This window comes from Brevibacterium sediminis (assembly GCF_024895295.1).
Taxonomy (GTDB): Bacteria; Actinomycetota; Actinomycetes; order Actinomycetales; family Brevibacteriaceae; genus Brevibacterium; species Brevibacterium sediminis.
This window is the reverse complement of sequence record NZ_JAHQRN010000011.1, coordinates 89071-101669: the sequence shown is the minus strand read 5'-3', so window position 1 is coordinate 101669 and position 12599 is coordinate 89071. Positions and strand designations below refer to the sequence as shown.

At 66.0% G+C, this 12599-nt stretch carries 12 protein-coding genes; all 12 read left to right on the top strand.

All coding sequences use genetic code 11. The features are described from left to right. Positions 1-17: 17 nt before the first annotated feature. On the top strand, positions 18-1154 hold the full coding sequence (locus KTJ89_RS18600; RefSeq protein ID WP_259358875.1) for a glycosyltransferase: 1137 nt from the start codon (positions 18-20) through the stop codon (positions 1152-1154). An 8-nt stretch (positions 1155-1162) separates the two neighbouring features. Then, positions 1163-2842, top strand: a complete 1680-nt coding sequence (gene pyrG, locus KTJ89_RS18595) for a CTP synthase (protein ID WP_374990298.1) — start codon at positions 1163-1165, stop codon at positions 2840-2842. 88 nt (positions 2843-2930) lie between these two features. Beyond that, entirely contained in the window at positions 2931-3635 is a 705-nt protein-coding gene (locus KTJ89_RS18590) for an NUDIX domain-containing protein (protein WP_259358874.1), read from the top strand. Between the two features lie 6 nt (positions 3636-3641). Further along, positions 3642-4592, top strand: coding sequence for a site-specific tyrosine recombinase XerD (xerD, locus tag KTJ89_RS18585; RefSeq protein WP_259358873.1), 951 nt, complete (start codon positions 3642-3644; stop codon positions 4590-4592). Positions 4593-4630: 38 nt separating this feature from the next. Continuing rightward, a complete protein-coding gene (locus KTJ89_RS18580) occupies positions 4631-5497 on the top strand; it encodes a ParA family protein (RefSeq protein ID WP_172170094.1) in 867 nt (288 codons plus the stop codon). 89 nt (positions 5498-5586) lie between these two features. Next, complete coding sequence (locus KTJ89_RS18575; RefSeq protein WP_259358872.1) at positions 5587-6426, top strand: segregation and condensation protein A; 840 nt, start codon at positions 5587-5589, stop codon at positions 6424-6426. Then, on the top strand, positions 6423-7076 hold the full coding sequence (scpB, locus tag KTJ89_RS18570) for an SMC-Scp complex subunit ScpB (protein WP_181271742.1): 654 nt from the start codon (positions 6423-6425) through the stop codon (positions 7074-7076). The genes KTJ89_RS18575 and scpB overlap by 4 nt, the downstream gene beginning before the upstream one ends. Positions 7077-7093: 17 nt before the next feature. Next, positions 7094-7954 carry a pseudouridine synthase gene (locus tag KTJ89_RS18565; protein ID WP_139908276.1) on the top strand — a complete coding sequence of 287 codons (861 nt, stop codon included), beginning with the start codon at positions 7094-7096 and terminating at the stop codon, positions 7952-7954. After that, positions 7951-9099: a prephenate dehydrogenase gene (locus KTJ89_RS18560; RefSeq protein WP_259358871.1), complete on the top strand. Its 1149-nt coding sequence runs from the start codon at positions 7951-7953 to the stop codon at positions 9097-9099. The genes KTJ89_RS18565 and KTJ89_RS18560 overlap by 4 nt, the downstream gene beginning before the upstream one ends. Continuing rightward, complete coding sequence (gene cmk, locus KTJ89_RS18555) at positions 9096-9752, top strand: (d)CMP kinase (RefSeq protein WP_259358870.1); 657 nt, start codon at positions 9096-9098, stop codon at positions 9750-9752. Before KTJ89_RS18560 ends, cmk begins: the two co-directional genes overlap by 4 nt. Continuing rightward, positions 9752-11263, top strand: coding sequence for a ribosome biogenesis GTPase Der (der, locus tag KTJ89_RS18550; protein ID WP_259358869.1), 1512 nt, complete (start codon positions 9752-9754; stop codon positions 11261-11263). The genes cmk and der overlap by 1 nt, the downstream gene beginning before the upstream one ends. Further along, positions 11264-12574 carry an AI-2E family transporter gene (locus KTJ89_RS18545; protein ID WP_259358868.1) on the top strand — a complete coding sequence of 437 codons (1311 nt, stop codon included), beginning with the start codon at positions 11264-11266 and terminating at the stop codon, positions 12572-12574. The last annotated feature ends 25 nt before the right edge of the window (positions 12575-12599 follow it).

The window sequence follows — 12599 nt, the reverse complement described above, 5'->3', positions numbered from 1 at the left end:
AAGAAGAGGATGAGGAAATGAGCGAATCCGGCGAGGTCAACCCACTGAGCGCAGACACGAGGATTCTGCACGTGCTCGCCGATACCACCGGTCCCGTCGTCGAAGTGGCGAAGCTCGCCGTGCTCGGTCACCTCCGGGCCGGTTTCAAGGTCGCCGTCGCCGCGCACCGGTCACTGCTGGGCACCTTCGGAGTCCCTGAGGAACTGGCCGGAGAATTCCGCGAGATCGAACTCACCGCCCGTCGCCGACTCACGACCGCTGACCCCGGCTCCGCCTTCACTCTTCACAAGTACTACCAGCACGTGGACATCGTCCACGCGCACGGACTGCATGCGGCGACGCTCGCCGGACTGGCCTTCACCGGTCTGCCCGCCCGCCTGCACCCGAAGGTCGTCGCCACCATCGAATCCTTCGACTCCGCCAACGTCATCGAGAAGACCGGAGCCGAGATCGTCGGCCGTACGGCCACCGCAGTGCTCGGCACGACCGAACCCGTCGTCGACTACTACGGCGGCCGCGTCCCGGTCGTCGAACGCGCCGAACTCGTCCACCCGGACATCGACGCCGACCTCACGGTCCGCACCCCGCGCGCCGAGGTCCGTCGCGAACTCGGCCTCGCGGAAGGCACCTGGATGGTCGCCAGCCCCATCGCGCTGCGTGACCACACTGCCCTGGCGACGGTCCTCGACGCCGCCGACCAGATCAACCAGCGCCGCCGCGACCGCAAGGTCGTCTTCGTTCTCACCGGCACCGGCAAGGACCGGTCGACGATCTCCCGCGAATTCTCCGACCGCGGCGTCCTTGTGGCACCGGCCGGAGACGTCGTCGATGTCGCGGCCGCTGCCGATGTCGTCATCGCCAGCGAGACGATGACGGGACTGTCCCACGAAGACCTCATGCAGCTGTCGAAGCCCGCGGTCTTCATCGGCAGCGAACGCCGCGCCGGCATCTGGGGAGAGGCCGCGAAGGCCGTTCCCGCCGACGACACGGAGGCGCTGCTGCGTGAGATCAATCATCTTCTCGACGACCCGGCCGGACGCGGAACCTCCGCCGTGGCAGCAAAGAAGCGGGTCATCGACGTGAGCAACGGTGCGGCGATCTCCGAGACGCTGCTCGATCTGTACGCCGAGGTCGACGCTGTCTCGGATTCGTGAGCCGGACTTTGATAGAATCAAATCCCGTGGTGAATCGAACTGGCCCAGGCGGCACACATACGGCAAAGCACATCTTCGTCACGGGAGGCGTCGCCTCCTCGTTGGGCAAGGGTCTGACGGCATCGAGCCTCGGCCATCTGCTCACTCAGCGCGGCCTCACCGTGGCCATGCAGAAGCTGGATCCCTACCTCAACGTGGATCCCGGCACGATGAACCCCTTCCAGCACGGCGAAGTCTTCGTCACCGAGGATGGTGCCGAGACCGACCTCGACATCGGCCATTACGAGCGCTTCCTCGACAACGACCTCGACGGCGCAGCGAATGTGACCACCGGACAGATCTACTCCTCGGTGATCGCGAAAGAACGCCGCGGTGCGTACCTCGGCGACACCGTCCAGGTCATCCCGCACATTACCGATGAGATCAAGGCGCGGATGCGTGCCCAGGCCGAACGCCCCGAGGCGGACCGCCCCGACGTCATCATCACCGAGATCGGCGGCACCGTCGGCGATATCGAATCCCAGCCCTTCCTCGAGGCGGCCCGCCAGGTCCGTCACGACATCGGCCGGGACAACGTGTTCTTCATCCACGTCTCCCTCGTGCCCTACCTCGGGCCCTCCGGAGAGCTGAAGACGAAGCCGACCCAGCACTCGGTGGCCACCCTGCGCTCCATCGGCATCCAGCCCGATGCGATCGTGCTCCGCTCCGACCGCGAGCTGCCGGATTCGATCCGCGCGAAGATCGCCGGCGCCTGCGACGTCGAGACCGAAGCTGTCGTGTCCTGCGTCGACGCCCCGAGCATCTACGACATTCCGAAGGTCCTCCACGACGGCGGCCTCGACGTGTTCGTCATCCGCAACCTCAACCTGCCGTTCCGCGACGTCGACTGGACGAAGTGGGACTGGGTACTCGAACGCGTGCACAACCCGTCCCGGGAAGTCACCATCGGCATCGTCGGCAAGTACATCGACCTGCCCGATGCCTACCTCTCCGTCACCGAGGCGCTGCGCCACGGCGGCTTCGCCAACGATGCGAAGGTCAAGATCAAGTGGATCCAGTCCGATGACTGCTCCACCGAAGCCGGAGCCGCGTCGGCACTGTCCGGCCTCGACGCGATCTGCGTGCCCGGAGGCTTCGGCATCCGCGGCATCGAAGGCAAGCTCGGCGCACTCGAATACACCCGCACCAACGGCATTCCGACCCTCGGCCTGTGCCTGGGTCTGCAGTGCATGGTCATCGAATACGCACGCAACGTCGCCGGCATCGAGGCGGCCTCATCGTCCGAATTCGACCCCGAGACCACGGTTCCGGTCATCGCGACCATGGCCGAGCAGCTCTCGATCGTCGAAGGCGAAGGCGACCTGGGCGGCACCATGCGTCTGGGCACCTACGAAGCCAAGCTCACCGAAGGCAGCGTCGTGGCCGGCGTGTACGGGGACACGACGATCAGCGAGCGTCACCGTCACCGCTACGAGGTCAACAACACCTACCGGGATCAGCTCGCCGAGGCGGGGCTCGAGTTCTCCGGAACCTCACCGAACGGTGAGCTCGTCGAATTCGTCGAACTTCCGCATGATAAGCACCCGTTCTACGTCTCCACTCAGGCGCACCCCGAGCTGAAGTCGCGTCCGACCTCTCCGCATCCGCTGTTCGCGGGTCTGGTCGCCGCCGCTCTCGAGCGTCAGTGACCGTTGTCCATCTTCACAGCGAATGCCGTCGGCCAGAGCGCCGGCGGCATTCGCCGTTCCACCACCGTCGAGTTTCGGGAGGCAGCCGATGAGTACCCAGCACGATGAGATCCTGCAGGACGATCCGGTGATCCCGCCGATCACCTCATCCGAGGTCGTCTACGAGGGCTCAGTGTGGGATATCCGCAGAGAGACCTTCGACCTGCCCGAGGCGTCCGGGCTCGTTCGCGATCTCATGGCGCACACCGGTGCCGTCGGCGTGGCCGTCGTCGACGACCAGCAGCGGATCCTCCTGGCCCAGCAGTACCGGCATCCCGTCCGAGCCAGGCTGTGGGAGGTCCCGGCCGGTCTGCTCGACGTTCCCGGAGAGGACCCGCTCGATGCGGCGAAGAGGGAACTCGTCGAGGAGGCCGACCTCACGGCCGACCACTGGGACGTCCTCAGCGACTCCTGCCTGACCCCGGGCGGCAGCTCGGAGACGATGCGTCTCTACCTGGCACGCGGGCTGTCCTCCGTTCCCGAAGCCGACCGCCACGAACGCGGCGAAGAAGAGGCAGGCTTCCGCTACGCCTGGGTCGACATCGACGAAGCACTCGCGGCCGTGACCGATGGACGGATCACCAACGCGATCGCCCAGCTCGCGATCTTCCAGGTCGACCGGGTGCTGCGCGCCGAAGCTGCGGGAGCACCGGTGGAGTTCCGTCCCGTCGATGCGCCGAGGCGACTCGTCGACGGCCGCCCCGAATTCGGCCGTGGTGCTCAGGTCGAGACCATCGGTTCGAGCGAGGACTGAGACCCTGTGGCTCGGCACGGCGCCGAACTCCTGCCGGAGAACCTGCCCGGAGACCTGCGGCGCGCCTTCGAGTCCTATCTCGCCTCCCTGCGGTTCGAACGCGGACTGTCGATGAACTCGATCGACGCCTACGCCCGTGACCTCGCCCGGTACGGATCCTGGCTGACCGAGGACGGGGTGAGCCGCCTCGGCGATGTCGATCGACAGAAGGTGGAGAACTTTGCGCTTCACCTGCTCGATTCGGGACTGGCACCGCGGAGTCGGGCACGCGCACTCGTCGCGGTGCGACGATTCCACACTTTCGCCCTGGGGGAGAACCTCGCGCCCACGGACCCCGCCTCCGAGGTCAGCCCACCGCAGGAAGGACTGCGGCTGCCCAAAGCCTTGGCACTCGACGAGATCGAAGCGATGATCGCGACCACCGACGGTGAGGAACCCGTGCAGATCCGGGCCGCGGCCCTGCTCGAACTCCTCTACGCCACGGGGGCGCGCATCTCCGAGGCCGTGGGCGTCGACCTCGACGATCTCGACCTCGACTCAGGGCTCGTCCGGCTCTACGGCAAGGGCGGGAAGGAGCGGATCGTGCCCTTCGGATCCCACGCTGCCCGCGCCCTGGGAGCGTGGGTGTCACGCGTGCGTCCGTCGATGGCGGCGAAGGCGAGATCCTCGGCCCCGGCCGGGGCACTGTTCCTCAACGCACGCGGAACCCGGCTCTCCCGGGTCTCGGCGTGGCAGATCGTCAAGGACGCCGGAGAGACGGCGAAGATCGACGCCGAAGTGTCTCCGCATACGTTCCGACACTCGTTCGCCACGCACCTCCTCGAGGGCGGTGCGGACATCCGTGTCGTCCAGGAGCTGCTCGGCCATGCCTCGGTGACGACGACGCAGATCTATACGAAAGTCTCCGAGGAGACACTGCGGGAAGTGTACGCGACCTCGCACCCCCGAGCGCGGTAGGGTTGGACGTAGAGCAACGAAAGGTGGCCATCCGAGAGATGAATACGCAAGAGGCGTTGGAGATCCCCCAGCAGCGGACCGCAAACGAGCCCCAGGACTTCCCGGAGCCGGCACCCCTGGCTTCGCACGGACCCGCCCGCATCATCGCGATGGTCAACCAGAAGGGCGGGGTCGGCAAGACGACCTCGTCGATCAACCTCGGTGCGGCTCTGGCCGCCTACGGACGCAAGATGCTGCTCGTCGACTTCGACCCGCAGGGCGCACTGTCCGTCGGTCTGGGACTCAACCCCTATGAGCTCGACATCAGCATCTACAACCTGCTGATGAACCCGCGACTGGACCCGCACGAGGTCATCGTCGAAACGGACTTCGACAACATCGACATCCTGCCGGCCAATATCGACCTCTCCGCCGCCGAAGTCCAGCTCGTCGGCGAGGTCGCCCGCGAACAGGTGCTCGCCCGTGCCCTGTCGAAGGTCGCCGACGAATACGATGTCATCCTCATCGACTGCCAGCCCTCGCTGGGACTGCTCACCGTCAATGCTCTGACTGCCGCCCATGGTGTCGTGATCCCGCTCGAGACCGAGTTCTTCGCTCTGCGCGGCGTCGCCCTGCTCGTCGAGACGATCGAGAAGGTCCAGGACCGGCTCAACCCCTCACTCGAGGTCGACGGAATCCTCGCCACGATGTTCGACTCCAGGACCCTGCACTCGAAGGAAGTCATGTCGCGAGTCACCGAAGCCTTCGGCGACAAGGTCTTCGAGACCGTCATCAACCGCACCGTGAAGTTCCCCGACGCCTCCGTGGCCGCCGAACCGATCACGAGCTTCGCCCCGAAGCACGCCGGCTCCGAAGCCTACCGTCGACTGGCCCGGGAACTCATCGCCCGCGGAGGCGCACCCTGAGCGACCCTGCAGCTGAGGTTGAGGAGAAGGCGTCTGCCTCGAGCGGTGGCGTCGCCTCGGGCGATGGCGCTGATTCCGGCACTGACATCGTGTCCGGCGATGGCGCAGCGCCCGGCGATGATGCCGCACAGGGTTTCCAGGTGCGGTTGGACAACTTCACCGGCCCCTTCGACCTGCTGCTCGGACTGATCTCGAAACGACGCCTCGACGTCACAGAGATCGCACTCGCCGAGGTGACCGATGAGTTCATCGCCTACACCACCGAGCTGAAGGACCAGGCGAACCTCGCCGAGATCTCCCAGTTCCTCCTCGTCGCCGCGACCCTGCTCGACCTCAAGACCGCACGGCTGCTGCCGCACGAAGACGGTGAAGAGGTCCTCGACCTCGAACTGCTCGAAGCCCGTGACCTCCTCTTCGCCCGGCTGCTGCAGTACAAGGCGTACAAGTCCGTATCCGGGTACCTGGCCGAAGCGATGGCCGCCGGCTCGATCCGGGCCCCACGCGATGTCGACCTCGAACCGGAGTTCCAGGACGTGCTGCCGCCGCTTGAGCTGAACATCGGTCCCGGTGAGCTCGCCGGCATCTTCGCCACCGTGCTCCAACGCGACCACACCCCGCCGAGCGTCGCCGTCGACCATATCCACCTGCCGCTCGTGAGCGTGTCCGAGCAGCGCGGGCACATCCTGTCCCTGCTGCGCGCCGGAGACGTCGACTTCCAGGATCTGCTCGAAACAGCCGAGAACACCCTGGTCGTCGTGGCGAGGTTCCTCGCCCTGCTCGAACTGTTCAAGGTCGGCCTCTGCGACTTCGACCAGCCCGAACCTCTGGGACGGCTGCTCATCCACCGCACCGAGATGAACGAAGACGGAGTCGACCTGCGCACCGAAGGCGACTGGAGCGGAGACGAAGCAGAAGGGGAACAATCATGATCGATGACGAGATCCTCGCCGGCATCGAAGCCGTGCTCATGGTCGCCGATTCGGCGGTGACTGCCGAAGACCTCGCGGGCTCCCTCGGCCTCGACGAGGACACCGTCCTCGAAGCGATCCAGACGCTCAAAGCCGACTACGACGGGGATGAGCACCACCGGCAGCGCGGGTTCGAGATCCGCCATGTCGCCGGCGGCTTCCGCATCTTCTCCCGCGGCGACTATCACGAGGTGGTCAAGGACTTCCTCACGGCCGGGCAGAGCGCGAAGCTCTCCCAAGCTGCGCTCGAGACTCTGGCAGTCATCGCCTACCGGCAGCCGATCTCCCGGCCCCGCATCGCAGCCATCCGCGGCGTCAGCGTCGACGGCGTCATCCGCACCCTGCTGCTGCGCGGACTCATCGTCGAAGCAGGCAAGGAAGCGTCCACCTCGGCGCTGCTCTACGCCACCACGCGTACGTTCCTCGACACGATGGGCATGAACGCGATCGACGACCTGCCCGATATCGCCCCCTACCTGCCCGAAGACGCCGACGTCGCCGAACTCGGCGCCGAAGACACCGAAGTGCTCGCCGAGATCGACGGCGCCCTCGACGACGATCTCGACGATGACTCCGATTCGGCCGCCGAGATGTCACGAGTCGCTGATTGATTTGAGAGAATGGATGTATGAGTCCCTACCGTGATCACCGCGCCCCCGGCGGGCGCCAGAACCGACCCAGCCGAAAACAGCGCGCAGCGACGGCGAATCAGGCCTCCAACAAGGGCGGTTCGGGAGCCGGTCAGACATCAGACGCCCACGTCAGCGGGGGTGTGCGGCTGCAGAAGGTGCTCGCCGAGGCGGGACTGGGATCACGCCGTGCCTGTGAGCAGCTCATCGCCGATGGCCGCGTCGAGGTCGACGGGTCCATCGTCACCGAACTGGGCACCCGGATCGACCCCGAAACACAGTCCGTGTACGTGGACACAGTGAGAATTTCGACACAGACCAAGAAGGTCTACCTCGTGCTCAACAAGCCAGCGGGAGTCGTGTCGACCATGAGCGACCCCGAGGGCCGACCCTGCCTGGCCGACTATGTGCGCAACAACAATGAGCGCCTCTTCCACGTCGGCCGTCTCGACACCGAGACCGAGGGCATCATCCTGCTCACCAACGACGGGGAGCTGAGCAACCGCCTGGCCCACCCGCGCTACGAGATCCCGAAGACCTACCTCGCGAAGGTCAAGGGACAGCTGGCGAAGGATGCCGGTGCCATCCTCAAGGCCGGAATCGACCTCGAAGACGGGTTCGTCAAGGTCGACGACTTCAAGCTCGTCGATTCGACTCCGGGCAAGTCCGTCGTCGAACTCACCCTCCATTCCGGGCGCAACCGCATCGTGCGCCGCCTCCTCGCCGAGATCGGCCACCCGGTGGAGCGGCTCGTGCGGCTGAAGTTCGGACCGATCGTCCTCGACGAGCAGAAGCAGGGCAAGATCCGCCCGCTGCGCTCCGATGAGGTAGGCGCACTGTTCGAGGCCGTCGGTCTGTGAGAGTCCACATCATCGGCACCGGCCTGCTCGGTGCCAGCCTGGGGTTGGCGCTGAGCGCAAAGGGCCATCAGGTGACCCTCGAAGACACCTCACCGACCGCGCAGCAGCTCGCCGCGGATCTCGGCGCCGGTCAGGTTGTCAATCCGACCGAAGACCTCGCCGAGGCGGCCGACCCGACCGTCGCCGCCGACGCGGCATCTTCTGCCGCGCACCCGGACATCGTCGTCGTGGCCACCCCGCCCGACGTCGCCGCACGGGTGATCGCCTCGGCGCTCGAGGACTACCCGAACGCTACGGTCACCGACGTCGCCAGCGTGAAGACCCGCCTCCTCGAAGCGGTGCGCGAATTGGTCACGGAACCTCAGCTCGATCGCTATATCGGTTGCCATCCGATGGCCGGACGCGAGAAGTCCGGGGCGATCGCCGCCCAGTCGGACCTGTTCACGGCCCGGCCCTGGGTGATCTGCTCGGATGAGCAGACCCCGGCCGACCGCCTCGGCGAGGTCATCGCCATGGCCGAAGATACGGGTGCCTCGGTGCTCCACCTGGATCCGCGCATCCACGATGCCGCGGTCGCGAAGGTCTCGCATGTGCCGCAGATCGTGTCCTCCCTCGTCGCCTCTCAGCTACGGTATGCGCCCTTGGAGGAGATCTCACTGGCCGGGCAGGGACTGCGCGATGTCACGCGCATCGCCGCTTCGGACCCGGGTCTGTGGACGCAGATCCTGACCGGAAACGCCGAAGAGGTCCGCTCCGTGCTCATCGATCTGCGCACCGAGCTCGACGAGGTCATCGGCGCACTCGAACTCGGACCCGGGTCGACGGGACTGCTCGCCAAGGCGATCGCTTTGGGCAACGAGGGACACGATCGGATTCCCGGCAAGCACGGGCAGCCGCCGACCACCTATGCTGTTGTCACGATCCTGGTTCCGGATACGCCCGGAATGCTGGCCCGGCTGTTCAAGGACATCGGCGACCTCGGCGTCAATGTCGAGGACTTCCGGATGGATCACGCCTCCGGTCGGAAACTGGGCATGGTCGACGTGTCCGTGGTCCCGGCCATCCAGCAGGAGCTGGAGATCGGATTGCTGTCGAAGGGATGGCAGATCCCCGAATCCGCCATCGAGAAAGAAGGAACTGCATGAGCGTCGTAGCCATTGACGGACCGTCCGGAGTGGGCAAGTCGAGCACCGCCAAGGAGGTGGCGCGGCGACTGGGGTACCAGTACCTGGACACCGGTGCGATGTACCGGGCGATGGCGTGGCTGTGCCTCAACCGCGGAGTCACCGACCCCGTCGACGTGCTCGAGCAGGTGCGCGGAGCGGATCTGGAGATCTCGCTCAGCCCCGACGAATTCTTCGTCTCCGTCGACGACATCGACGTCACCGAGGACATCCGCGGTGAGGACGTGTCGGCGAACGTGCAGACGGTCTCCGGTGTCATCGACGCCCGCGAGGAGCTCATCGAGATGCAGCGGGCCTATATCGCCGCCGCACCCGAGGGCATCGTCGTCGAGGGCCGGGACATCACCACTGTGGTGGCCCCCGATGCTGATGTGCGCATCCTCATGACCGCCCGCGATGAGGTCCGCGTGGCCCGCCGGGCCAAGGAAGTGCACGGCAATGCCGACGCCGAGGCGATCGCCGCCACCCAAGACCTCGTCACGGGCCGTGACGCCAAGGACTCCGCCACGACGAGCTTCTTAGAGGCCGCCGACGGAGTGTTCACACTCGATACCAGTGACATCGACTTCGACCAGGTGGTCGAGACGGTGCTGCAGCTGGTGAAGGACTCATAATGAGCGAATCCGAATTCCACGAGACACCCGACGAAGACCTCGTCGATCGTGTCGAGAGCATCAGCGACGAGGAGGCCGAGCAGCGGGCGACCGCGCTCGAGGCCGGACTCGAAAGCTATGAGCTAGAAGACGAGGACCGTGCGCTGCTGCGCGCCTACGGCTTCGATGAAGACGACGATGAAGCGCTCGGTGCCGCACCGGTGCTGGCCGTCGTCGGTCGCCCCAACGTCGGCAAGTCGACGCTGGTCAACCGCATCCTCGGCCGCCGCGAAGCCGTCGTCGAGGACGTTCCAGGCGTCACCCGTGATCGCGTGAGCTACCGGGCGGAATGGAACACGAAGGAATTCACCCTCGTCGACACCGGCGGTTGGGACCAGGACTCGAAGGGCATGGCCTCGCGCATCGCGATCCAGTCCGAGGTCGCCGTGGACATGGCCGATGCCGTGCTCCTCGTCGTCGATGCCACGACCGGCCCGACCTCGACCGATGAGATGGTCGTGAAGATGCTGCGCCGGAAGAAGAAGTCGGTCCTCCTCGCCGCGAACAAGGTCGACGACGAGCGCGGCGAGCTCATGGCCGCCGAACTCTGGGGCTTGGGCCTCGGCCAGCCGTGGACCGTCTCGGCTCTGCACGGTCGGGGAGTCGCCGACCTGCTCGACGAGGTGCTCACGATCCTGCCTGAGGTCTCGGCCGTCGACACCCGCGTCGAAGAGGGCGGACCGCGTCGTGTGGCCCTCGTCGGCCGTCCGAACGTCGGCAAGTCGTCCCTGCTCAACCAGCTCATCGGTTCCGACAGGGTGCTCGTCGACAATGTCGCGGGCACCACTCGTGACCCGGTTGATGAGCTCATCGAGCTCGGTGGGAAGCAGTGGCGCTTCGTCGACACTGCCGGTATCCGTCGTCGCGCTCATCAGGCCAGTGGTGCCGACTTCTATGCGGCGCTGCGCACGCAGACAGCGCTCGAACGCGCCGAGGTGGCTCTCGTCCTCATGGAGGTCCAGGATCCCCTGAGCGAGCAGGACGTCCGCATCGTCACGACCGCCGTCGAGGCGGGACGTGCCGTGGTGCTGGCGTTCAACAAGTGGGATCTGCTCGATGACGAACGTCGCTTCTATCTGGAGCGGGAGATCGAACGGGATCTCGGCCATGTGGCATGGGCACCGCGCGTGAACATCTCGGCGAAGACCGGCCGCCATGCGGAGAAGCTCGTACCGGCGATGGAGACCGCTCTCGAAGGCTGGGACACCCGTATTCCGACGGGACGACTCAATGCGTTCCTCGGTGAGCTGGTCGCGGCCAACCCGCACCCGGTGCGCGGCGGTAAGCAGCCGCGCATCCTCTTCGGCACTCAGGCGCAGTCGCGTCCGCCGAAGTTCGTGCTCTTCACCACCGGCTTCCTCGATCCCGGTTACCGCCGGTTCATCATCCGCCGCCTGCGCGAGACCTTCGGCTTCAAGGGCACTCCCATCGAGGTGTCGATGCGCATTCGCGAAAAGCGTCGGGGACGCTGAATGAACGAGGACGAGCAGGCGCAGGCGTCGGGCGCCGCTGACGGTGCGGTCGGATCAGCCGGCGATGCCGCTCGCCAGGCCGAGCCTGCGCCGTCCTCAACACCGTTAGCCGGTTCGACGTCCGGGCACACGGGCCCTGTGGCGGACTCGGAGTCTTTACACGCTGACTCTGCGTCGGGGAAGGTCGGATACGCCGCCTCCGACGCAGCGGGCGAGGCACGGCCCTGGCATGCGCGGCCGCCGGCACGGGCGCTGATGATCGCGGTGACGCTGGCGGGCCTGGCGTACGCGCTGATGTTCTTCCGCGGACTCCAGGACATCGTGGCTCCGGTGTTCCTCGCGCTCAACTTCTACATCGTCGTCTACCCGGTGCAGAGGCTGCTCACTCGGATCAAGGTGCCGCGGGCGATCGGGGCGTGCATCTCGGTCGTGCTCGTGCTGTGCATGATCTTCGCTTTCTTCGGCCTCACGGCATGGTCCGTCGCCGAGCTCGTCATCCTCATCCCCAGCTACAGCAATGAACTCGTGGCCACCTACCAGAGCACTCTGGCGCTGCTGTCGGACATCGGGGTGACATCCTCGGTGATCCAGCAGCAGCTCTCGGCTTTCGACGTCCGCTCCGTGCTCGACGCCGTCTATCCGCTGCTGACGAACCTGTCGTCGGTTGCGGGCCTGCTGACCACGGTGATCATGGCGGTGTTCTTCGTGGCGATGGACTCGATGGGCATCGACAAGCGGATGGCGATGCTGCTCGATGTGAAGCCCTCGCTGTCGGCGTCGATCGGCGACTTCGCCAGTGGCGTCCGCCGCTACTGGGTGGTCGCCACGGTCTTCGGCCTCATCGTCGCATTCCTCGATGTCATCGCCTTGGCGATCATCGACGTCCCGCTCATCTGGGTGTGGGGAGTGCTCGCATTCCTGACGAACTACATCCCGAACATCGGCTTCGTCATCGGCCTCGTCCCACCGGCCCTGCTGGCACTGGTCGACAGCGGCTGGCAGTCGGCTCTGTGGGTGGTCATCGCCTACAGTGTGCTCAACTTCGTCATCCAGGCGATCATCCAGCCGAAGTTCACAGGTGAGTCGGTGGGGGTGACCCCGCTGATCTCCTTCCTGTCACTGCTGTTCTGGGTGTGGATCCTCGGCTGGCTCGGCGCCCTGCTCGCACTGCCGGCGACACTGCTCATCAAGGCTCTGCTGGTCGACGCGGATCCCAGAGCCAGGTGGGTGAATATCCTTCTCGCCTCCGATCCGCGCACCGGCCGAGCCGAATTGGTCAAGGGCCTGAAGAAGCCGGTGACGGCGGACTGATCAATACCTCTTGCTCGGTCTGGGA